Here is a 21,750-nt window from a genome sequence, read left to right as displayed (position 1 = left end):
GGCTTATGAGGAGTGGGTTGATCGATCAAGGGGTAATGGGGGAAAATGGGGCGATTTCAGCAATTGTCCCAGATGTTTCGGTGGTAGTACCAATACATGACGAGGTGGAGAGTTTGCCGCTTTTACTAGAAGCGATCGCCTCTACTTTATCTTTTAGTCAGGTAAATTATGAAATCATTTGTGTAGATGATGGTTCTACAGATGGTTCTGGGGATTTTCTCAAAGAACAGGCGCAAGTTCGTACTGATTTAAAGGCGGTGATTTTGCGTCGCAACTACGGACAAACGGCGGCGATGGCTGCTGGATTTTATTATGCAGTCGGTAAAGCGATCGTTACTTTAGATGCCGATCTCCAAAACGATCCGGCTGATATCCCGATGTTATTAGCAAAGCTGGACGAAGGTTACGATTTGGTGAGTGGTTGGAGGCAAAAACGCCAAGATGGGGCTGTAAATCGATTACTTCCTTCCAAAATTGCCAATTGGCTAATTCGCCGCACCACTAGCGTGAATATTCATGACTATGGTTGTTCGCTGAAAGCCTATCGTGCAGAACTTTTGGCAGATATGAACCTCTACGGAGAATTACACCGATTTTTACCCGCTTTGGCGTACATCGAAGGAGCTAGAATTACCGAAATACCTGTACGTCATCACGCCCGCCGCTTTGGTCGTAGTAAATATGGAATTTGGCGGACATTCCGGGTATTGATGGATTTGTTAACCATTCTGTTTATGAAAAAATTCCTCACCCGTCCGATGCACGTTTTTGGGTTATTGGGCTTGATTTCAATGTTTTCGGGCACTGCGATCGGAATTTACTTGACTTTCGTAAAATTAGCTTTAGGCCAGATGATTGGCAATCGCCCTCTGCTGATTTTAGCAGTTCTCCTGCTACTAACAGGAGTGCAGTTGTTTTGCTTCGGTCTCTTGGCAGAATTACTCATGCGTACATATCACGAATCCCAAGGACGGCCTATCTATCGCGTGCGAGAGGTGGTAGCAAAAAATGTTAAGTAAGGTAACAATAGTAGTCATTGGTCATTGGTCATTGGTCATTGGTCATTGGGCATTGGGCATTGGGCATTGGGCATTGGGCATTGGGCACTTGTACTGAGCGAAGTCGAAGTATTGGTCATTGGTCATTAGCAAATAATTAACAGTAAATATTGGTTGACTCTAGACAAATGACAAATGACAAATGACAAATGACAAATGACAAATGACAAAAAACTAGTTAAATTGCATCTACCTTGAAAGCATTTAATACATTTAATGCCGAACTGCGGCGTAACCTGCTGATTTTATTTACGGCAGGTTTATTATTCTGGTCAAGTATGTCTTCGCTTTTACCAACTCTACCGCTTTACATCGATGATGTGGGCGCAAGCAAGCAAGAAATTGGGATTGTCATGGGCAGTTTCGCCATTGGTTTATTGCTCTCTCGCCCAATGCTGGGACGGTTAGCCGATGAACGCGATCGCAAAATTGTCTTGTTGATTGGTACGATCGTAGCTGCGATCGCACCCTTTGGTTACTTGGCAACCCGATCTATTGGGTTATTAATCTTGGTGCGGATTTTTCACGGCATTAGTGTTGCCGCTTTTACCACTGGCTACAGTGCCTTAGTCGCAGATTTAGCTCCCACTGAAACTCGTGGTGAAATCATTGGTTACATGACCCTAGCAACTCCCATTGGTTTAGCAATTGGCCCTGCCTTAGGAGGGTATTTAGAAGCTACAAGTGGTTACGGGATATTATTTCTGTTATCTGCTGAATTGGGTTTTGTCGCCTTCTTAGGGATTTTACAAGTTACGAATCCGCCAGTGCAAACGCAGGAGCAGACAGAGGGAGAAGCTCGCAACTTTTGGCAAATTTTGGTCAGTCCACGGGTGAGAGTTCCAACTTTAGTTATGTTGCTGGTTGGTTTGTCCCTTGGTGCTGTACATACTTTTGTGTCGTTGTTCCTCAAATCCACTGAAGTGGACTTCAATGGCGGACTGTTTTTTACAGCTGCGGCGATTTCTAGTTTTAGTATTAGGATATTTGCTGGTAAGGCAAGCGATCGCTTAGGGCGGGGTTTGTTTATTACCTTTGGGATTTTTTGCTACGTTTTAGCGTTAATACTGCTGTGGCAGGCTTACAGCCCGATCGTTTTCTTACTGGCTGCGATCGCTGAAGGTGCTGGTGGTGGTACACTGTTCTCGATGATGGTTACTATGATGGCAGATCGCTCACTGCCGCAAGAACGGGGGAAAATTTTTGCTATCTGCATAGCTGGACTCGATTTGGGAGTTGCGATCGCTGCTCCTCTTTTGGGTATTATCGCAGAACTTGTAGGCTACCGCGATATGTTTGGCTACGGTGCTGCAATTACTTCTTTAGCACTTATCCTCTTCCTCACCCATTCAAGCAAAAACCTATCCAACTCACTGCGCTTTGCACTAGGTCTAGCTCCAGATGCCTACGCCTTGAAAAACTTAAAAGTTAGGAGCGATGAAATTTAACTCATCACTCCTAACTTTCAACTCTTTAAAAGCGGGCGAGGAGGGATTCGAACCCCCGACACCGTGGTCCGTAGCCACGTGCTCTAGTCCACTGAGCTACACGCCCTCACCGACAATCTATATTAACACGTTCTAACCAAATGGCGCAAGATAATTTTCCAGCTAATTTTGCTTCCTTATCCCATCTAGATCCCCAAGGACAGGCACAGATGGTTGATGTGTCTGATAAAGCACCCACCATTCGCCAAGCAGTAGCAGCTGCTCAGGTGCGGATGCTGCCAGCCACCTTCGCTGCCATTCAAGCCGGAAATGTGCCAAAAGGGGATGTGTTGGCAACTGCAAGATTGGCTGGAATTATGGCAGCCAAGCAAACAGCCACTTTAATTCCTCTGTGTCATCCGTTGCCTTTGCAAAAAATCGCAGTCGAAATCATACCCGATTCCCAACTACCGGGTTATCAAATTCAAGCCACAGTCAAAACCAAAGCTGAAACCGGTGTAGAAATGGAAGCCTTAACTGCCGTTTCTGTCGCTGCTTTGACTTTATACGATATGGCAAAAGCTTTAGAAAAATCGATTCAAATTGAATCAATTCGTTTAATAAGTAAGAGTGGCGGTAAATCTGGAGATTATTCGTCGGCAGAGTAATAAGCTAGCTATTGGGCATTGGGCACTTGTACTGAGCGAAGTCGAAGTATTGGGCATAGGAAAGAGGACTTGGGGACAAGGGGAAAGACTTGTTGGAAGTTCTAAACTTTTGTCAGCTTGTCCCCTTGTCCCCTCTGCCCCCCTGCTCCTCTGCTCCCCAGTCACGGAAGATTATCAGGATCGATGCCGAGATTACGCAAATATGCTGCTAACTGTTCAGCACGTTGGCGTTCTTGTTCTAATAAAAACTCAGCCCGTTCTGCCCGTTGATTGAGTTCCAGGGAGTTCAAAAATCTCTGTCCATCTAAACGGTAAATTACTAACTCTCCTTGCCCCGTATCAAATCTAATTCCTAAACGGGGACTGACCCAACCATCCATTTGCCATAGCTTATTCAAATGGTTGTTTTGCCGCAACCAGCCATCTAGTTGAAAACTTTCAGGGTCGTACAAATAATATTCTTCAACACCATAAGTATCGTAAAACTCTAACTTCCGATCCATTTCCTTGGCATCGTTGCTAGGGGAGAGAATCTCGAAGACTACTTGCGGTGAAATATTGTCTTCTTGCCATTGACGATAGGAACGACGTTTGCCCTTTGGTCTACCAAAGACAACCATCACATCAGGTGCAGTCGGTGTAATCAGCTGGGAACGGACAGGATACCAAAGTAAATCGCCTACAATTAAAATATTGTCATTATTAGCAAACAGAATCTCCAAATTCTCTTTAATTAAGACAATCCAACGATACTGTTCTGTGTTTTCTGCCATTGGTTTGCCGTCACTATCGGGATAAAGCAGATCGGAGTCTATTTGCCCAAAGATAGTCATAGGATTTAACCCAGCTAGCTGTGCTTGACTTGCAATTCAATTATGACTGCTTCTAGAAGTCTAATAGCAACGACTGCACCAAAAACCTTAGAATGAGTAGGGTGTATTTAAATCTGTAACAAATATTTATGCCTCCTCGTTGGCCTCGCAAACCCGATCGCAAAGACCCTGATTACCGCAAGATTGATGACCGGATGAATTTTGCTATCCATGTGGCGATTGCTGCTTGTATTAATTCCGGGTTGTGGTTTTTCCACATTTTGAAAGACACTACTTGGGAGTGGCTGCCTTTGGTAACGTTAAGTTGGACGGGAATAGTGTTAGCACATCTGATTTATATTAGTGCGATCGCTAACTACACCGAAACTCCACCAAAATCCACCTGAAGATGGATTACTCATGCTAGGGCGATTGTAACTTCTGGTAGTAGGATTAGCCTGTTAATTGAGCCATAATATAAAAAAGCCTGAGATTTCGCACTTTTTCTTAATGTAGGGTTATTTTTATGGCTAAGACTAACACCACAGAACTACTAGAAGCCCTAGCAGCTGAAATTGGCGAAAACGTCTATATAGATGTTGCCAAATGGCATCTTTATTTATCTAATGCCAAACTGCATACAGTTGTTGCCGAGCAACTGTATCCCTTAATTACTTCCAACGCTGTCAATGAAGACCGAGTTTTACAAGTCTTGGGAGCGATTCCAGTAAAAATTGGCGGCGGGAAACGTGAAGTTCCTTTAATCGATTTACTACCCCTACAATGCCAGGTAACATTAGTTGATATTTTGGAAAAATATCAACGCGATTTCTAATAGATAAAACAAACTTATCTTGGCTAGACAATTTTGTTAATCAGCATTTCCTGATTCGAGTTTCTCTTGTGAATGAGGAATATGTTTGCAGTATCAATTTTATAAATATTAACTCTACAGATACACATAGAATGAATCTCGTGTAATTTCTGTGTGGTCTGATAAAAATTTCCTTTAACAATTAAGGAATCTCCGCGTTCAAAATCAGTTTAGATTTGAGCGAGTTTATGTTGAGACTCGCTTTGAACTTTCATGCAAACTCATTGAGGCAATTTCTATGCTTTTACAAGTCAAAGATAGTGGCGAATTGGTAAAAATTGTTGAAATTCAGGAATTAATTGACCCGAATAATGATGTTGTTCGCGCAAAAGACCAAGAAGGTCAAGAAGAACAGCAACCTGAAAGCTTTAAAAAAGAAAATCTCGTTTTTCCTTCAGGTGAAGTTTTACCACGCTGTTGGTTAGATGCTGACTATAGACACGACAACGGTTAATGATTTTAAAATCAGGTAACTACTAAATAATAGGGTAGCACAGCAGTGCTACCCTATTATGTGTAAGATTATGACGCAGCTTTTTCTCCTGCCGTCACTCCTTCATTCTGCTGAAACTTCGGAAAAAATGTCTTAGTAATCCAGTCAGTCAAGATGTGAGATAGTAACCCCAAAGGCCCAGCAAACAAAGATAAAGCTAGAGAGTGAATTGTCCAAACACCTGTTTTCTGTCCTTCCCAATAAATCCAGCGACCGACAAATAAATCCATCACTAAAAAATGAATCCAACCTGTTGCCGCAGCTGTTTCGTCTGCAAAAAATCGTGCAATATCAGCTAATTGAGGATTCGATAAAGCTTGAGCATTTTCTGGCGTAATGCTGTTGATAAACAAATACAAATATGCCCCAGCTAACAGCACAAAGGGTAAATATGATGACATTATCGACCGTGTGACTTTCCAGTTAGGCAATAAAATCATCAATGCCCAAAATGGCAATACGAAAAGATTGGCAATATTAAATAGTTGAGAAATCGTCATATTTGTCTAAAGTGATGAGTTAGCAATTTGAAGTTATTATTGCTTTCGTTTTGAATTAACTTCAAGAGATAGATTCCCGACTTTTCAAAGAAGTCAGGAATCAGGGTATACTTATAAAGCTACAAGCTGTGATTCAATTTCTGAAGAATTCAAATCACGCCCGATGAAAACTAACCGCGTTTGCCTAGCTTCTTCTGGTTTCCAAGGGCGATCGTAAAATTTATCAAATCGGGTTCCCACGCCTTGCATCACTAGGCGCATGGATTTATTAGGTACTGCGACAAAGCCTTTAATCCGGTAAATTTCTTGTTGTTGTACCAATGTTTGCAACTGCTGTTGCAGCTTTTCGGGGTCAAAGGTACGATCCAAAATTAAATTAGCTGAAGTAATTTCTTCATCGTGATTGTGGTCTTCTTCAGTATCGTGATGACTAGGACGAGAATCTAAATTGTCTTCGACTGCGGCTTGGAATCCTAGTAATATAGATGCGTCTAATTGAGAACGATCGCTCTCAACAATTTTCACCACTCTGGGCAACTCTTGCTTAATCAATTCTTCAACTCTGGCTTTTGTCTCGGCATCTACCAAGTCAATTTTATTCAACACCACTAAGTCTGCACAAGCAAGTTGGTCTTCAAACAGTTCTTGCAAAGGTGTTTCGTGTTCTAGATTATCATCTGCTTGTCGCTGGGCTGCGATCGCATCTGGATCGCTAGCAAATGTCCCGGCTGCAACCGCCGCACAATCTACCACGGTAATCACTGCATCTACAGTGGCGGCGTTACGAATTTCTTGCCAGCGAAAAGCCTTCACCAGTGGTTTTGGTAAAGCTAAACCAGAAGTTTCAATCAAAATGCAGTCGATGCTATCTCGTCGCTTGATTAACTCTTGCATCGTCGGGTAAAACTCTTCCTGCACAGTGCAGCATAAGCAACCGTTAGTTAATTCAAAGATATTAGTGTCGCCCTCACCATCTTCGGGGCAAATTTGACAAGATTTTAACAATTCGCCATCAATACCGAGTTCGCCAAATTCATTGACTAAAACGGCAATACGCCGTCCTTCGTTGTTTTGTAGCAGGTGGCGAATTAGGCTGGTTTTTCCACTACCTAAGAAGCCTGTAATCACTGTGACAGGAATTTTCGTTGCCATATTTTTGCCTGATTTACTCAGTATGAGAAGTTTTACAGGTTACAAACTTAAATACTGAGATTAAGCTTGGTTTGAAGATTGACTTAGTTATTTTAAGCTGAAAGTCTATGGTAAGCCGGAAAATATTCCCGTTATTGTTGAGTTTAGGCTTGGCTTTAATTCCTGAAATCAGTGTTGCACAAACGGTAGAGGAGTTGAAACAAAAAGCAACATCTGCCGAATAAGTGAAAAATTATGAAGAACCCGCTAATATTTGGCGGAGTTTGATTGAACGGGATGACAAATCAATAAATTTAGGGACTCCAAGAAATAAATTATCCAATTTCACTGAGTCAAAATGATTTTTTCTCCCCCTGCTCCCTGCCCCCCTGCCGTCAAAGCGATGGGATATTTTTTTATTTGGAAGTCTCTTATCAGGGGTAAAGCATTCTGGTAAATGTTAATTCTGAAAGCTTCACCCCAGTAGAAAATGCTGCAATTACAACCAAGGATGGCGCGGGGGATAGACGCCGTTGAGGAAGTAGTTACCAACAGCGTAGTATTTCCAACGGACGGGATCGTGCAGTGTGTGAGCACGAGCATTTCGCCAGTGGCGATTGTAGTTGAATTCTTCTAATGTGGATTTAGTACCTGCTAGTTCAAACAGTTTGTTGGTAGCTAGTAGTGATGCTTCGGTGGCTAAGGCTTTGGCTTCGGCAACTGCAATTGATGCTTCAACTACCTTGGGTTCTTCTAAGCCTGACTCGTTGGCGATGTCGATAAACTCACCTGCACGTCGCAGCAATGCTTCCGCAGCGTGAACCTGAATTTGGACATTGCCTAAGTTATAGAGCGTCAGGGGGTCTTCGTAGCCTTTTTCTAAATTGCTGTCAACCCAAGGACGAGTATGGTTGCGGACAAAGTAGATGGTGTCACGGACTGCTGCTTTAGCAATTCCCACGTCTACGGCGGCTTGGATGATTTGGGCGATCGCACCCATTGGTGTTGCCCTTTCAAAAGCCAAGTAGTGCGGAATCACGTGTTCTGCCTTAACTTTCACATTTTCAATAATCGTAGTGCCGCTAGCAGTGGTACGCTGTCCGAAGCTTGTCCAATCATCGAGTAGGGTTAATCCTTCGGCATCTCTTTCGACAAATGCCACCACTGTCTTACCATCTGGATTACTGGCAATCACGGGAACCCAATGTGCCAATAGTGCCCCAGCAGAGTAGTATTTACGTCCGTTGAGTACGAAGTCAGAGTCATCTGGTGTTAATTTTGTTTGGACATCAGTCACAGACTTAGTGCCAATTTCCGAGAAGGCGTTACCGAAGCGTTTACCTTGGAGAACCAAATCAAAGAAAAACTTCTTCTGCTCATTTGTACCATCTAACCGGACTGCTTCCACCATATAGAGATGGTTTTGGGGAATTTGACCGAGGCTAGAGTCGGCTTCGGAGATGATTTTAACTACTTCTGCGAGGGTGGCATTCGATACAAAAGCACCGCCATACTCTTTCGGGACTGTAATTCCCCACAATCCGCTCTGGGAGAACTTTTCTACTTCCTCAGCAGGTAAACGCCGATTTTGGTCGCGTTCTGAGTCTCCCTTGGCAAACTCAGCTGCTAATTCGTGAGCGATCGCGATCGCTTCTTTGTCATCTTGAATAATATGCGCCTTCTGGTCAGCATCAATTACTGATGTCATAGTAAAACTCCTTGATTGTGATTGAGTGACTCATAATCGCCACTACTATGAGACAGCCTTTGGATTTTTCTTAGTGCCGTTCAGATATAGCTGTTATCTACAACAGCTTCAATCCACAAAACCCGCTCCGACAAAGTATGTTGCTGTTAATCTACACTCCAACCAACTCATCAGCTGTCCGAGGATTAGATTTAAGTTCGCGCACAATTGGTATTACTGTCTTACCAAATGCTGGTAAATCATCTGTGTAGTGTAAGAAGCCACCAAGAATTAGATCGACTCCCGCTTCATGGAACTGGCGAATCTTTTCAGCTACTTGTTCAGCCGTACCAATCAACCCCGATCGGAAACCATCGTTATACTGCACCAAGTCTTCAAAATTGGAATTCGCCCACATTCCCTGACGTTCACGAGTTGAAGCTCCCGCCTGTTTCACTGCTTCGCCAAATCCTTTCACCGCTTCCACATCAGCTTGGGCAATAATATCGCGCAATACTTCATGCGCTTCTGCTTCCGTATCTCGCACGATGATAAAGGAATTCAAACCAAACTTAATTGTGCGTCCTTGAAGACTCGCTAATTCAGACACCTCTGCAATCTGCTCTTTCACGCCTTCTATGGTATTGCCATTCATAAAATACCAATCAGAGACGCGGCCAGCCATGCGCCGCGCTGCTTTGGAGTTACCACCTTGGAATATCTCCGGGTGAGGATTCTGATTAATTGGTCTAGGCTTCACCCAACCGCCGTTAATGCGGTAAAAGTCGCCTTTAAAGTGAAACTCATCCTCAGTCCACAAACCCTTGAGAACGCGGATAAATTCCTCTGAACGACGATAGCGTTCGTCATGATCTAACCAATGTTCACCATATATAGTGAATTCATCTTTGAACCAGCCACTAACTACATTCAAAGCAAATCGGCCGTTAGAGAGAAAATCAATACTTGCACCCATTTTGGCAACTACTCCCGGATGCCACAATCCAGGGTGAACTGCTGCAATCAATTTCAATTTCTTGGTGACAGGAGCTAGAGCCGACACGGTTGTTAATGCCTCTAATTGGTACTCAGCGCCGTAGCTAGCGATAAATCTGGCTTGTGCTAGAGCATATTCAAATCCAACTTCTTCAGCCGTCTGAGCTAGTTGAGCATTGTATTCGTAAGTCCAATCTGTGCGTTGGGGAATTTTACTCACAACTAACCCCCCGCTAACGTTGGGAATCCAGTATGCGAACTTAATATCTACCATAATTGTGCGTTTGTAATTGAAACTGCTTGGTTATTTTTCTCACTTTGCAAGTGATGTAACAAAGCCTAATTTGTCATCGCTAACAAATCAGCTAAAACTCGATCGGGCAAAATTTTAGTCAAAATCGAAAGCTTGAGAGCGGCTGAAAACTATTCTGAGTTTACAAGTAGACAATTTTCTGATGGTGGTAATATACCACAACTCGATCGTATTACCGTAGTTTTTAATTAATCGGACTCGATCGCGACAATTTTTTCGATGTCGTGACTCGATATACTTAAATTCCATTTCCGTATTCCATTTTGGAATACTGCCGACTTTTACTGAGTATTTTATTATTTTATATTTGCTGGTTATCAGCCTGATTCAGTCAGAACTCGACAAAGCATCGGTACTGATAAATGTGGTAGTGTAAACTACTAAACTAGAAAATATTTCAAAATTTGGTTGGGATTTTGAATCCAGATACTTATCTTCCCAATTCCCAATCCAATCAAAATTGAGGGGCAATCTCCCCATGCTTACTTTCACATCTCAAAAGCAGTCACAAGGCTATTGCCCCTAAATATTTTGAGCGTCGATCGCTCTTTTGTCAGAAACACCTATGAATTATCCTTCATCAGGCTATCTGAATTTATGACTCCACACACCATACTCCGCAATCTCAACACGATTACTCAGCTGTGACGAGTTCAGTACTACCACGTGTACGACGCCGTGTAAGACTATTATACAGCATCACACCGATCGACTTGATCAAATTACCTTCCAATTCCTGGAACAGCTTCATGTTCGTGCCAAAGGCGGCGTTAGCTTCATCAACGATGCGATCGGTTGCCGCCTCGTCAAGGGGTAATTCATCCAAAGTTTGCCGATATTTGGTTTTGAATGCCTTCTCATCAGGAATTTCTGGAAACTCATAAAAGGCTGTTCCTTGTCCATCAGACAAATTCATCGCTGTTACAGCAATATTTTTGAGAATTTGTCCCCCGGATAAGTCACCTATGTAACGAGTGTATGAATGGGCGATTAACAATTCCGGTTCTGTAGCAGATATTTCTCGGATGCGCTGTACATAAGCTTCACCTGCGGGAGATAGTTTGATTTGCTCTCTCCAGTTTGCACCAAAGTAATAACTTAGGTCTTGCTCTAAGCTATGCTTGCGGTTTAGCTGAGGAAAGTTAATTTTAGAAACTATTGGGTGCTGGCGGTGCTTTTCTATTTCCTCTTCCATCGCTGAGTAGACGAAGTAGAAGTTAGCAACAAGTTTCCGGTAAGAGTTTTTTTCCACTACTCCTTTTAAAAAGCACTTGACAAAACCAACATTTTCTGCCATTGTGTGGGCTTTCTTAGTGCCTACACGTAATTTGGTTGCTAAATTGCTGCTCATGCTAAATTTCTCAACTTTAAAAAGTTTACTGCCGGAGTTTTGATTTACTAACGGCTAAAAAGGCCATTAAAACGTTACCTTAAAACTATTTGATGAGAATTTATATTAAAATTTTTTAAGCTGCAATGATTTTGTAGTTTTTTACACAGCGATAAGGCTAAGAGAACAGAATTTTAGATTTTAGATTTTGATTTTTTGTTGTTATTAGCTGAATCTTGCTTTCATTCTCAGCTTGGATGAAAAATTTTGCGATTTACCAAAAGTAATATTTATTACATACTTATTTGGTAATAGCATTATCAAGTGTGAACTAATACAGATAAAAATCAAAACGAAAATTGTCGGCAGAAAAGGAATAATCAGCTAAGATGTGGAGACTTTACTAATAAAGTAAAAACCAATACTGACTTTATCAAAGATTTACAATTTTAGAAAGGAAAATTCAGTATTATTACGTAAAGATGACTCGATCTAAAATGAATTTATAAAGAGAAAAAGCATGTCAAAATTGCTGAATAAAGTCTTAAGTGCTATTTATTTTTCAGTGTGATTGTGTGGAGTGTTTAAAAATATGGTTTCATCTATAACTCGGACATCGGGCATTTCTGGGGGTTCTACTTCTGAAGTTGAGGGATTGGGCAAAGGGATTGAGAGCAGTTTTGGACTGAATTTAATCCCATTACCAGCAAATCCCTTATTTGGCACAGATGGGATTCGCGGACGAGTCGGAGAATTACTGAATGCGCCTTTAGCATTGCAAGTTGGTTTTTGGACGGGGATTGTTTTACGTAACCATGCTGCTCAAGTAGGGCCAGTCATTCTCGGACAGGACTCTAGAAACTCCAGCGATATGCTGGCAATGGCTTTGAGTGCAGGGTTAACAGCAGCAGGGTTAGAGGTTTGGTATTTGGGATTATGTCCCACTCCTTGCGTTGCCTATCTCACCAGTATCAGTGATGCCATTGGCGGAGTGATGATTTCTGCCAGCCACAATCCTCCAGAAGACAATGGAATTAAGGTTTTTGCTGCCAATGGTGGGAAGTTGCCGCAAATCTTGCAGACAGAAATTGAAGCGGGACTGCGTGGCAAGATATCACCGATCGCTAGAGTCAGTAATTGCGGACGGCATTACTCACGTTTCGAGTTAGTGGAAGACTATAGCTCGGCGTTGAAAAAGCCCTTAAACGGTGTCTTGAATCTTCAGGGAATGAAGATTGTTTTAGACTTGGCGTGGGGAGCCGCAGTTGGGTTAGCACCATCAGTATTTACCCAAATGGGAGCGGAGGTAATCTGCTTGCATAACGAAGCAGATGGCGATCGCATTAATGTTAACTGCGGTTCCACGCACCTGGACATTTTGGCAGCAACGGTACAAGAACACAACGCCGATATCGGCTTTGGCTTCGATGGCGATGCCGATCGCGTCTTAGCAGTAGACAATACAGGCAGGCAAGTTAACGGCGATTACATTCTCTACCTGTGGGGACGACACTTACAACAAAACCAACAATTGCCAGACAACTTGATTGTATCTACAGTCATGGCCAACTTAGGCTTTGAGAAAGCTTGGCAGCAAATTGGTGGTAACTTAATTCGTACCGCAGTTGGCGACCAATACGTACAAGCCGAAATGCAGCGCACTGGGGGAATGCTAGGTGGCGAACAATCAGGGCATATTCTTTGCCGTCACTATGCCGTCACTGGAGATGGCTTGTTAACCGCATTACACATAGCATCTTTGGTGAGAGAGGCGGGTGTTCCCTTGAGCGAATTAGTAGATCGAAGCTTCCAAACCTATCCACAATTATTACGGAACGTGCGCGTTGTCGATCGCGATCGCCGTTTGGGATGGCAAGATTGCCAACCTGTGCAACAAGCGATCGCTCTTGCTGAAGCTGCAATGGGCGATTCCGGCAGAATTTTGGTTCGCGCCTCTGGCACAGAACCAGTCATTAGAGTAATGGTGGAAGCAGCCAATGCCGAACTCACCAACTACTGGACAAATGAACTAGTTTCCAAAGTACAGCAGCATCTGATGGATTAAATTAGCTAATATCGCATCTCAGCTTCAAAAAACGCCAATACAGCTTCTACGAATTAATCACCCTTGGTTATGTCTAGAAGCTGTGACATTTTGATTGCTTATTAAACCCGAATTATCCAATACGTTTCGGTTAAGGATTGTTGATGAAAATATACTAAAATTCAGAGATACAACATTGTTTTACTAAATAATTTTTCCTTCAATTAATTCCTCCCCTATGTTCAGTTTTTACCCAGCGCGATCGCTCCTTTTGCACACACATCTTTGAAGTGGTCACAATCATCACAGGAATCCAATGCACCATGTATAACGACCCTTGAATTGTTGCCCAAACCAAAGACCATCCTCGTAAATTTTGAAATTGGTAAAGTCCAGCAATAAAGGCAATTGTCAGAATGATGCTAAGTAGTGTCTGGAGGGGAAACAGAACTGGATTATGGCTATAAAAAATTGTCCAAAGTAAGTCGGGTATTAGTCCAATTGGCAGAAGAAATTGCAATATAAAAAACAATAGTAAATCAATTTCTTTTGCCCAACCTAAAGTAAAAATTTGCGGAAAATAATCTAGGTAACGCTGATAGCCACCTTCAGCCCAACGACAGCGTTGATTCCAAAGTTTTTCCCAAGTAGTTACACCTTCTTCCTGAATTGATGGAACTGTAACAAACTCAATTTGCGTACCTGTTAAATAGAGTTTGAAACAAAGATCCAAATCATCGGTGACAGTGTTCTCATTCCAACCTTGACACTTTTCTAATAATTGCCGACGAATTAACATCCCATTACCGCGCAGTTCAGACATTCCACCAATAGCAATGCGATGGGTTTGTAGAAAGCTATCACAGTTCATTTCCATCTGCTGGCAATGGGTTAAGAAATTGGTATTAGCATTAGAAATTGCTTTTCGTACTTGCACTGCACCGATCGCTTGCTTATGAAACAGAGGTACTGTTTGCTGGAGAAAATTAGCTCTTAACTGAGCATCCGCATCACAGACTAAGATAATCTCCCCTTGAGTAAAGGGAAACACCGCATTCAATGCGCCTGATTTACCACCTTTTGATTCCCGTCGATGAACTTGTAAAGCTGGAAATTGAGTTTGTAACTCTTTCAAAACCTTGGGGGTTTCGTCGGTACTACCATCATCAACAACCCAAATATCTAGGGAGTCGCTGGGATAATTAAGTTGGCATAAGCTGTAAACTAGATTAGCCAACACTGGACTTTCATTTTTAGCCGGAACTAAAATCGAGACTGACGGTAAATAAATTTCACTCTCCATCACCGCCGCCGCTGGTTTAGCTAACAGCATCCGTAACGTTTGCACAGTCAGGATTGCCGTTAATCCCAGCATCAACCATTGTGTTTCTGGTAGCCAGTGCAGTAAACTCACGCCACTCCAGACTAATAAAACTACTAAGGTTGCTTTGAGACGGCGATGAAAGCTAATATTTTTACTGGACTGATAAATACTTCCCACTTTATTTGCTATATCCTTTCGGTTCGTGGCTTAGTCGTGCGACGTAATAATAGCATCGTCACTGCTCCCAAAAGGAAACCGCCCACTCCTGCTGCAACTGCTAGAATCCGCCCTAATTGTTGAGCAGCATTCAATACTGGGTTATTCAACAGATTGGAGGAGAAATGTAGCGATTGAATCGTCCATTTATCTTGGAATTTTTGCAGCACAGCTGTCCATCGCAAGGCCATATCAGCCGCTTTGCCATCTTTGAAAAAGAAAGATGCGATCGCTTCTCCAGAGGCAACATCGATTTCTGGAGTGAGAAATGTTCTAAGACTATCTCCTTTTAGTTGCATTTTGATATCTTTAATGGAACTGGAAAACTGCTGATTCCAGTACTGTTCCAACTCAGGAACTTTGTGAAATATCTGATTATCAACTGTTGTGATTGTGAAGTTTGGGTGCAAGTAAGGCTGTATTTTGGAAAAATCGCGAGTGTTTAGAGCTTGCAGGGCAATATCCCGCGTGCGAATAATTGCATTTATCTCCTGTGGGTTGACATCTGCTAGAGCGTATTGGGGTAGATTCCAAATTACTAACATTAACAAAACACTCCAAAGTCGCTGAGTGCATTTGTATATGCTTACTTGTCTCTGTTTCATGAGCTATAAAACCTGTAGATTGGGTGACGCTTACTGATAATTGTTTTAATCTTAATACCCACATTTTGCCACTTCTGTTGACTGGCACTAATTAAAATAATTTTTACATTGTTTCCATATACACAAGCTTTTATTTAATAAGGTGCGTTGTGGAATTTATATCATGTCCGGATAAATAGTTATGATTCCCACAGTCATTGCACCCCACCCCCAACCCCTCCCCGCTCTTCGGGAGGGGAGACAAAGCATAGCTTTGGCGGGGTGGGGTTCTTCGGGTTTAATAAGTAATCAAGCAGACATAATATTATTCCTAACTCTCAAATCTCTAACGTCCGTTACGCTGACGCGATAACACACCCTACAAAACGACAAAATCAGATTATCGAGTTAGGAGGCTGAGAAATCTAAACTTTGCCGAAAAGAGATCAGCAGTTGATTCAATGCAGCCATATCAATTAAAAATGCATCATGTCCGTGGGTTGAATTCAGCCACGCCAGTTGAGCATTAGGGATTAAATTTGCCAATTCTTGTTGTTCGACTGGAGGATAGAGGATGTCAGAATCAATGCCGACAACTAAAGTTGGTTGCTGGATGCTTTGCAGAATAGATTCATAATCTGACAAATCAGGACTGGTGCGATCGCGTGCAATATCGTGGCGATCCATTGCATGGGTGAGAGTGATGTAAGTGTTGGCATCAAATCGTTCTGTTAGCTTTTGACCTTGATGCTGTAAGTAACTGGTTATAGTAAACTGCTCAGATGCATCATACTCGCGTCCAAAGCGGCTTGTAAAACTATCCCAAGAACGGTAAGTAAACATCGCCATCATCCGCGCTACTGCTAGTCCTTGGTTAGGCGGCGCATCCAGAGTATACTTCCCTCCTTGCCAGTTTGGATCGGCATAAATTGCCTGTCTTTGGGCTTCACTTAATCCAATACACCAAGCTGAATGTCTGCCAGAAACAGCAATGGGTGCGATCGCTTTCACCTTTTCTGGATATAACAACGCCCACTCCAGTGCTTGCATTCCACCGAGCGAGCCACCAATTACTAACCGCAGAGATTGAACACCCAGGTATTCTAATAGTGCAACTTGCAGGTAAACCATATCTCGGATTGTAATTTTAGGGAAGAATACGCCATAAGGGTTTCCCGTTATGGGGTTGACAGTAGTTGACCCAGTTGTGCCGTAACAACTTCCCAAAATGTTGCTGCATACAATAAAGTCGCGTTCTGGATTGAAGGCTTTCTCTGAACCAAATAAAGGTTCCCACCAATCATCAGCATCAGCAGAACCAGTTAAGGCATGACAAATCAGTACCCCATTATCGCCTTGAGCATTTAACTGTCCCCAGGTGCGATAAGCAATCTGAACCCCAATTAATACTTCGCCGCCTTCAAGTGGAAATGGCACAGTCATCTGGTAAAACTGGGTTTGCGGTGAGATGAAGTCTGAGTAGATCATATCTAGAAGTGGGGAGTGGGAAGCAGAGGGGCAGGGGAGCAGGGGAGCAGGGGAGCAGGGGAGCAGGGAGCAGGGGAGCAGGGAGCAGGGAGCAGGGAGCAGGGGAGGAGGGGAGCAGGGAGCAAGGGAGAAGAGTTTTCCCCTCAGCAAGAGCAGCACCCCGCCCCTCTGCCTCTTATGCCCAATGCTCCATGCCCCATGCCCAATGCCCCATGCCCCATGCCCCATGCCCAATGCCCAATTAAAAACTAAATCCTAACTTGCTCGAATGCTTGCTCAAAATCTTCTTTGATGTCGTCGATATGTTCAATTCCCACTGATACTCGCACCAAATCGGGTGTCACACCTGCTGAAAGCTGTTCGTCATTACTTAGCTGTTGATGGGTTGTAGAAGCGGGATGAATAACAAGGGTTTTCGCATCACCAACATTTGCTAAATGACTCGCTAATTTCACATGATTAATAAAAGCTTTACCCGCCTCTAGTCCACCTTTGATACCAAAGTTTAAAACTCCCCCAAAGCCATGCCGAAGATATTTTTTCGCTCGTTCATGATACGGGTGATTGGGAAGTCCGGGATAATTAACCCAAGATACTTGCTCTTGCTGTTCTAACCACCGAGCCAATTCTAGGGCATTGCTCGCATGACGATCTACACGCAAAGAGAGAGTTTCTAATCCTTGCAGTAACAGAAAGGCGTTAAATGGACTCAAGGATGGGCCAAAATCTCGTAACCCCTCGACTCTAGCGCGAATAATAAAGGCAATGTTGCCAAATGTTCCACTAGGGCCAAACACTTCTTGAAAATTTAGCCCACGATAGCCGGGTGCTGGCTCAGTAAATAGAGGAAATTTGCCGTTACCCCAATCAAATTTACCCGAATCGACAATTACACCACCAATAGAAGTACCATGCCCACCAATCCATTTAGTTGCAGATTCTACTACTATGTCTGCACCATGCTCAATTGGTCGAGCTAAATAACCACCAGCACCGAAGGTATTATCCACAATTAAAGGAATGCCGTTTTCGTGGGCAATGTGAGCTAAAGCGGCAAAGTCGGGAATATTGAATTGAGGATTGCCAATGGTTTCAACGTATAAGGCTTTGGTGCGATCGTCGATCGCCTGACGAAAACTTTCTGGGTCATCTCCCTCAACAAACTTGACTTTAATACCTAACCGTGGTATAGAAACTTTAAACTGGTTATATGTTCCCCCATACAGAAAACTAGTGGAAACAATATTATCCCCAGTCTGAGCGATGGTACTGATTGCCAAGAATTGCGCCGCTTGCCCACTAGCGGTTGCTAATGCTGCTACACCCCCTTCTAACGCAGCAATCCGCTTTTCAAATACATCCGTCGTCGGGTTCATGATGCGGGTGTAAATGTTACCAAATTCCTGGAGAGCAAATAACCGCGCTCCGTGGTCGGTGTCGTCAAAAACGTAGGAAGTCGTTTGGTAAATCGGTACAGCACGAGCATTAGTTCCAGGAGCAGGCTCTTGTCCAGCATGAACTTGCAGGGTTTCAAAACGATATTGTTCTGACATAAGCAGTTATTTGAGTTTCCAATTATACAAACAAGTAACAATAATTGAGCGTTGTTTTGGATAAATCAACGGTAATTTGGAGGGCTTACCGTATTTTACCTGTTTGCATCTAAGATTCCTCATCTCTAGCACAACAAGTTGGAAAATAGAAAATGGGAATTAACACCTCTTAATTTATATTTACAAAAAAGCGTGTGAGTCGTCATGCAAATAGATCAGCCTTTTAGAATTAATGCTGCCCAACCAGACAAACTAAAACAATTTCTTCCCAAACCTTTAATTATTTCCAGCCCAGTTACAGGTTGCAATGGTTTTTATTTTGCCTATCATCGCCAGTCAAACTATCAACTTCCTGAGACATCGCCTTTTCAGCACATTATTACCATTTACAGTAGAGAGTTTCAGGCAAAATTAAAAATTAACGGACACTGGCAAAGTAAATCTTATGCAGCAACCGATGTAGGGATTTTTCCTGCCGATCAAATTTCGCCAGCAGTACAATTTGAACAGGAATTAGGGTTTATTCACTTTGGCCTTGAACCAGCGATGATTACTCGCGTTGCCTACGAATCAGTAAATGCTGATACCGTTGAAATTGTCCAACAACTGCAAACGCACGATCCATTGATTCAACAAATTGGACTGACACTTAAGCACGAAATAGAAACTAGTGGATTTGATAGTTCCCTGTATATGGAGTCAGCAGCAAATCTACTGGCAGTGCATTTATTGAAACGTTACTCAACGCAGAAATTTATCATTCGAGAATACACAGGTGGATTACCAAAACATAAATTAAAACAAGCGATCGCTTATATTAACGATAACTTAGACCAAAACTTATCACTTGCAGAAATTGCTGCGATCGCACAGATAAGTCCGCATTATTTTGCTAGCTTGTTTAAGCAATCAATGGGAATAGCACCCCATCAATATGTCACTCAATGCCGAGTTGAAAGAGCAAAATATTTACTTGTAAAACGAGAACTATCAGTTATACAAGTCTCCCAACTAGTAGGATTTCAAAGTCAAAGTCATTTCACCAAGGTTTTTCGCAAATATATCGGCATCACTCCTCAAGCATTTAAGAAGCTACACTGAATTTTTCGGAAGATAACGCTAGTTTTCGGAAGATTGCGTGAGACAGCACGATATTATTAAAGCTAGACTCAATAGTTGTCATCACACTTTAAGTCCATAGTCCAAAAAATGACACAACTAAAACCAGCCGAAGAAATGCCCGGTAGCTTTGGGCTACCGATTTTAGGTGAAACTCTCCGATTATTTGCTACCCAAGGATGGGGACTGGCGAAGAACTACGAACGCTACGGGCCTGTTTTTAAAACTAGCATTTTAGGAAAGAAATATGCAGTTTTGGTAGGGGTAGAAGCAAATCGACTAATTTTGCAAGAAAAAGCCGATTATGTATCTTCCTACTTAGGATGGAAAGTGGCTATGGAGCATATTTTTGGGCGGCCTATGATGCTTCAGGATGGTGAAGAACATCGCCGGACTCGTCGTTTAATGGCTCCAGCGTTTCATAGTAAAGCCATTGCTAATTATTTTGACATCATGCAAACTGAAGTTAACAAATGCCTAGAAAACTGGGTGCAAAACAGTCCAACTTCCATCAAGAATGAATTTAATCAGTTAGCATTGCGAATTGGAATTCGGTTATTATTAGGTGTTCGACTACAAAGCGATGTTGAGCAAGTCGAACAGTTGTATAACGCTTTGACGCAGGGAGCATTGGCGCTATTACGGTTAGATATACCATTCACAAAATATGGTCGTTCCCAAAATGCTCGTCGTCAGTTGAAAGCTTTCTTACAAAAAATTATCAACGAACGTAAACTTCAAGGCAACTTAGAAGAATCTTGTGATGTATTAGGATTATTTTTGGCAGCATTAGATGAAGAGGGAAATGCTTTAGCCCAGTCACAGATCGTAGACGAATTGATACACTTATTAAATGCAGCGCATTTCACTACTGCTACATCCTTAACGTGGGCAATGGTTGAATTGGCAGCGCGTCCGCAATGGCGTGAAAAACTCCGCCAAGAACTTACAACAGTTGTCAAAGATGAACCTTTGAACTTGGGACACCTCAAGCAACTAAATCAAATGACTTATTTTTTCAAGGAAATAGAACGACTTTACAATCCCGCAGGTGTAGTGCTGTTTCGGGGAGTTGTAAAAGAAATTGAATACGCAGGTTATCGCATTCCTCCCGGTTGGGTGGTGATTGTTGCTCAAGGATTAACGCATCGCATGAGCGAGATTTATACTAACCCAGAAAGTTTTGCTCCAGAACGCTTTGCCCCTCCCCGCGAAGAAGATAAAAAAGACTCCTTTGCTTTAATTGGTTTTGGTGGTGGCGAACATATATGCATTGGAATAGAGTTTGCCAAGATGGAAATGAAGATTTTTTTGGCAACATTGCTGCAACGATATGATTGGAAAGTGACACCAGAATATGAACCTAACAACTATTATCAACTACCGTTTCAAGTAGAAGGAAAATTACAGGCGCAAGTCAGCAACCTCGAACGGAGAAACTAAGCTCAACATCATCCTGTATCCGTTGCTAATACTAATTCAATTAATGGTTGCAACATATTCTTGGGTAAAGATGTTATGAATCGCGTCTTTACAGATGGCCTATTTGTCGCATTGTTTTTCCAAATTGGTATTATTTTTAAGCATAAATTGCTCCAGATCGTGATATTGCCCTTTGAAGAAGCCATTCTGTTTCTTTACACCCTGACTGTGAAAACCTAACTTTTCTAGCAGCTTTTTAGAAGCGATATTTTCCAGCATGACTTGGGCAACAACGAAACGCAAATCCATTTTTTGAAACCCAAATTGCAAGATAGTACTCACTGCCTCCGTCATAATGCCTTGCCTCCAAAAAGTACTGGCAAGCTCATAACCGACTTCGGCTGAGTGTTCTTGTGGGTTCCACGTAAATCCACAAGAACCAATCAAAACGTTGTTTTGCTTACGAGCAATTCCCCAGCGAATTGCATCTCCTCGCTCAAAGCGTTTGGCTCTACGTTCAACAACAGCGATCGCTTCTTTAATAGAAGTGAAGGTATCAAGATCGTGAAACTTAGTCACGCCTGGATCGGAGAATACAGCAAAGATAGCCTCAGCATCCTGCAACGTTGTCTCACGAAGAAGGAGCCTTTCTGTTTCTAATTCAGGAAAGGAAGATAGTGAGAAATTGTTGCTCATAGTTGCTCCTTTAGA

General features: G+C 42.5%; 21 protein-coding genes and 1 tRNA gene. 9 read left to right on the top strand and 13 right to left on the bottom strand.

Translation table 11 applies throughout. The annotated features are described in order from the left end of the window. The first annotated feature begins 5 nt into the window (after positions 1–5). On the top strand, positions 6–1,019 hold the full coding sequence (locus RMZ42_RS12235) for a glycosyltransferase family 2 protein (RefSeq protein ID WP_322671690.1): 1,014 nt from the start codon (positions 6–8) through the stop codon (positions 1,017–1,019). A 233-nt stretch (positions 1,020–1,252) separates the two neighbouring features. Continuing rightward, positions 1,253–2,506, top strand: a complete 1,254-nt coding sequence (locus tag RMZ42_RS12230) for an MFS transporter (RefSeq protein WP_322671689.1) — start codon at positions 1,253–1,255, stop codon at positions 2,504–2,506. Positions 2,507–2,538: 32 nt separating this feature from the next. On the opposite strand, the gene RMZ42_RS12225 is transcribed toward RMZ42_RS12230, so the two are convergent. Next, positions 2,539–2,612: transfer RNA gene (locus tag RMZ42_RS12225), tRNA-Arg, on the bottom strand. A gap of 34 nt (positions 2,613–2,646) precedes the next feature. On the opposite strand from RMZ42_RS12225, the gene moaC reads away from it, so the two are divergent. Continuing rightward, positions 2,647–3,153, top strand: a complete 507-nt coding sequence (moaC, locus tag RMZ42_RS12220) for a cyclic pyranopterin monophosphate synthase MoaC (protein WP_322671688.1) — start codon at positions 2,647–2,649, stop codon at positions 3,151–3,153. 161 nt (positions 3,154–3,314) lie between these two features. Here moaC and RMZ42_RS12215 read toward each other — a convergent pair whose 3' ends face one another. Then, positions 3,315–3,986, bottom strand: coding sequence for a Uma2 family endonuclease (locus tag RMZ42_RS12215; protein ID WP_322671687.1), 672 nt, complete (start codon positions 3,984–3,986; stop codon positions 3,315–3,317). 128 nt (positions 3,987–4,114) lie between these two features. Between RMZ42_RS12215 and RMZ42_RS12210 the strand changes: the two genes are divergently transcribed. The 3 genes from RMZ42_RS12210 to RMZ42_RS12200 all read left to right on the top strand — a co-directional run bounded on the left by RMZ42_RS12210 (position 4,115) and on the right by RMZ42_RS12200 (position 5,293). Then, complete coding sequence (locus tag RMZ42_RS12210) at positions 4,115–4,372, top strand: hypothetical protein (protein ID WP_322667130.1); 258 nt, start codon at positions 4,115–4,117, stop codon at positions 4,370–4,372. A 119-nt stretch (positions 4,373–4,491) separates the two neighbouring features. After that, complete coding sequence (locus RMZ42_RS12205; protein ID WP_322667128.1) at positions 4,492–4,800, top strand: DUF3181 family protein; 309 nt, start codon at positions 4,492–4,494, stop codon at positions 4,798–4,800. Positions 4,801–5,077: 277 nt separating this feature from the next. Continuing rightward, positions 5,078–5,293, top strand: coding sequence for an acetyltransferase (locus tag RMZ42_RS12200; protein WP_322671686.1), 216 nt, complete (start codon positions 5,078–5,080; stop codon positions 5,291–5,293). 68 nt (positions 5,294–5,361) lie between these two features. Here RMZ42_RS12200 and RMZ42_RS12195 read toward each other — a convergent pair whose 3' ends face one another. The 6 genes from RMZ42_RS12195 to RMZ42_RS12170 form a co-directional block, all read right to left on the bottom strand. After that, the gene (locus tag RMZ42_RS12195; RefSeq protein WP_322671685.1) at positions 5,362–5,832 is read right to left on the bottom strand and encodes an ABA4-like family protein; all 471 of its coding nucleotides are present in this window, start codon (positions 5,830–5,832) and stop codon (positions 5,362–5,364) included. 111 nt (positions 5,833–5,943) lie between these two features. Beyond that, positions 5,944–6,984, bottom strand: a complete 1,041-nt coding sequence (gene cobW, locus RMZ42_RS12190; protein WP_322671684.1) for a cobalamin biosynthesis protein CobW — start codon at positions 6,982–6,984, stop codon at positions 5,944–5,946. A gap of 478 nt (positions 6,985–7,462) precedes the next feature. Further along, a complete protein-coding gene (locus RMZ42_RS12185; protein ID WP_322671683.1) occupies positions 7,463–8,671 on the bottom strand; it encodes an SfnB family sulfur acquisition oxidoreductase in 1,209 nt (402 codons plus the stop codon). Positions 8,672–8,822: 151 nt separating this feature from the next. After that, on the bottom strand, positions 8,823–9,920 hold the full coding sequence (gene sfnG / locus RMZ42_RS12180; RefSeq protein WP_322671682.1) for a dimethylsulfone monooxygenase SfnG: 1,098 nt from the start codon (positions 9,918–9,920) through the stop codon (positions 8,823–8,825). 114 nt (positions 9,921–10,034) lie between these two features. Next, positions 10,035–10,208 carry a hypothetical protein gene (locus tag RMZ42_RS12175; RefSeq protein ID WP_322671681.1) on the bottom strand — a complete coding sequence of 58 codons (174 nt, stop codon included), beginning with the start codon at positions 10,206–10,208 and terminating at the stop codon, positions 10,035–10,037. Between the two features lie 385 nt (positions 10,209–10,593). Then, complete coding sequence (locus RMZ42_RS12170; RefSeq protein WP_322667120.1) at positions 10,594–11,310, bottom strand: heme oxygenase (biliverdin-producing); 717 nt, start codon at positions 11,308–11,310, stop codon at positions 10,594–10,596. Between the two features lie 571 nt (positions 11,311–11,881). Here RMZ42_RS12170 and glmM point away from each other — a divergent pair. Next, on the top strand, positions 11,882–13,354 hold the full coding sequence (gene glmM / locus RMZ42_RS12165; protein ID WP_322671680.1) for a phosphoglucosamine mutase: 1,473 nt from the start codon (positions 11,882–11,884) through the stop codon (positions 13,352–13,354). A gap of 199 nt (positions 13,355–13,553) precedes the next feature. Here glmM and RMZ42_RS12160 read toward each other — a convergent pair whose 3' ends face one another. The 4 genes from RMZ42_RS12160 to RMZ42_RS12145 all read right to left on the bottom strand — a co-directional run bounded on the left by RMZ42_RS12160 (position 13,554) and on the right by RMZ42_RS12145 (position 18,498). Next, a complete protein-coding gene (locus tag RMZ42_RS12160) occupies positions 13,554–14,834 on the bottom strand; it encodes a glycosyltransferase family 2 protein (RefSeq protein WP_322671679.1) in 1,281 nt (426 codons plus the stop codon). Between the two features lie 8 nt (positions 14,835–14,842). Next, positions 14,843–15,418: a nuclear transport factor 2 family protein gene (locus RMZ42_RS12155; RefSeq protein ID WP_322671678.1), complete on the bottom strand. Its 576-nt coding sequence runs from the start codon at positions 15,416–15,418 to the stop codon at positions 14,843–14,845. 447 nt (positions 15,419–15,865) lie between these two features. Further along, positions 15,866–16,945: a homoserine O-acetyltransferase MetX gene (metX, locus tag RMZ42_RS12150; protein ID WP_322671677.1), complete on the bottom strand. Its 1,080-nt coding sequence runs from the start codon at positions 16,943–16,945 to the stop codon at positions 15,866–15,868. A gap of 248 nt (positions 16,946–17,193) precedes the next feature. Beyond that, the gene (locus RMZ42_RS12145; protein WP_322671676.1) at positions 17,194–18,498 is read right to left on the bottom strand and encodes an O-acetylhomoserine aminocarboxypropyltransferase/cysteine synthase; all 1,305 of its coding nucleotides are present in this window, start codon (positions 18,496–18,498) and stop codon (positions 17,194–17,196) included. A 204-nt stretch (positions 18,499–18,702) separates the two neighbouring features. Between RMZ42_RS12145 and RMZ42_RS12140 the strand changes: the two genes are divergently transcribed. Both RMZ42_RS12140 and RMZ42_RS12135 read left to right on the top strand, forming a co-directional pair. Continuing rightward, on the top strand, positions 18,703–19,599 hold the full coding sequence (locus tag RMZ42_RS12140; protein ID WP_322671675.1) for an AraC family transcriptional regulator: 897 nt from the start codon (positions 18,703–18,705) through the stop codon (positions 19,597–19,599). Between the two features lie 108 nt (positions 19,600–19,707). After that, positions 19,708–21,060 (top strand): cytochrome P450, encoded by a 1,353-nt coding sequence (locus tag RMZ42_RS12135; protein ID WP_322671674.1) that lies wholly within the window; start codon positions 19,708–19,710, stop codon positions 21,058–21,060. A gap of 99 nt (positions 21,061–21,159) precedes the next feature. Here RMZ42_RS12135 and RMZ42_RS12130 read toward each other — a convergent pair whose 3' ends face one another. Further along, entirely contained in the window at positions 21,160–21,735 is a 576-nt protein-coding gene (locus RMZ42_RS12130; protein WP_322671673.1) for a GNAT family protein, read from the bottom strand. Positions 21,736–21,750: the final 15 nt, after the last annotated feature.

This window comes from Nostoc sp. DedQUE05 (genome assembly GCF_034530955.1).
Lineage (GTDB): Bacteria > Cyanobacteriota > Cyanobacteriia > Cyanobacteriales > Nostocaceae > Nostoc.
This window is presented reverse-complemented; position numbering and strand designations above follow the sequence as displayed.

Bases quoted from the DNA above. Each gene is read 5' to 3' on its own strand.
- RMZ42_RS12235 (WP_322671690.1), top strand. From the start codon at position 6: ATGAGGAGTGGGTTGATCGATCAAGGGGTAATGGGGGAAAATGGGGCG.
- moaC (WP_322671688.1), top strand. From the start codon at position 2,647: ATGGCGCAAGATAATTTTCCAGCTAATTTTGCTTCCTTATCCCATCTA.
- RMZ42_RS12215 (WP_322671687.1), bottom strand. From the start codon at position 3,986: ATGACTATCTTTGGGCAAATAGACTCCGATCTGCTTTATCCCGATAGT.
- RMZ42_RS12210 (WP_322667130.1), top strand. From the start codon at position 4,115: ATGCCTCCTCGTTGGCCTCGCAAACCCGATCGCAAAGACCCTGATTAC.
- RMZ42_RS12205 (WP_322667128.1), top strand. From the start codon at position 4,492: ATGGCTAAGACTAACACCACAGAACTACTAGAAGCCCTAGCAGCTGAA.
- RMZ42_RS12200 (WP_322671686.1), top strand. From the start codon at position 5,078: ATGCTTTTACAAGTCAAAGATAGTGGCGAATTGGTAAAAATTGTTGAA.
- RMZ42_RS12195 (WP_322671685.1), bottom strand. From the start codon at position 5,832: ATGACGATTTCTCAACTATTTAATATTGCCAATCTTTTCGTATTGCCA.
- cobW (WP_322671684.1), bottom strand. From the start codon at position 6,984: ATGGCAACGAAAATTCCTGTCACAGTGATTACAGGCTTCTTAGGTAGT.
- RMZ42_RS12185 (WP_322671683.1), bottom strand. From the start codon at position 8,671: ATGACATCAGTAATTGATGCTGACCAGAAGGCGCATATTATTCAAGAT.
- sfnG (WP_322671682.1), bottom strand. From the start codon at position 9,920: ATGGTAGATATTAAGTTCGCATACTGGATTCCCAACGTTAGCGGGGGG.
- RMZ42_RS12175 (WP_322671681.1), bottom strand. From the start codon at position 10,208: ATGGAATTTAAGTATATCGAGTCACGACATCGAAAAAATTGTCGCGAT.
- RMZ42_RS12170 (WP_322667120.1), bottom strand. From the start codon at position 11,310: ATGAGCAGCAATTTAGCAACCAAATTACGTGTAGGCACTAAGAAAGCC.
- glmM (WP_322671680.1), top strand. From the start codon at position 11,882: ATGGTTTCATCTATAACTCGGACATCGGGCATTTCTGGGGGTTCTACT.
- RMZ42_RS12155 (WP_322671678.1), bottom strand. From the start codon at position 15,418: ATGTTAGTAATTTGGAATCTACCCCAATACGCTCTAGCAGATGTCAAC.
- metX (WP_322671677.1), bottom strand. From the start codon at position 16,945: ATGATCTACTCAGACTTCATCTCACCGCAAACCCAGTTTTACCAGATG.
- RMZ42_RS12145 (WP_322671676.1), bottom strand. From the start codon at position 18,498: ATGTCAGAACAATATCGTTTTGAAACCCTGCAAGTTCATGCTGGACAA.
- RMZ42_RS12140 (WP_322671675.1), top strand. From the start codon at position 18,703: ATGCAAATAGATCAGCCTTTTAGAATTAATGCTGCCCAACCAGACAAA.
- RMZ42_RS12135 (WP_322671674.1), top strand. From the start codon at position 19,708: ATGACACAACTAAAACCAGCCGAAGAAATGCCCGGTAGCTTTGGGCTA.
- RMZ42_RS12130 (WP_322671673.1), bottom strand. From the start codon at position 21,735: ATGAGCAACAATTTCTCACTATCTTCCTTTCCTGAATTAGAAACAGAA.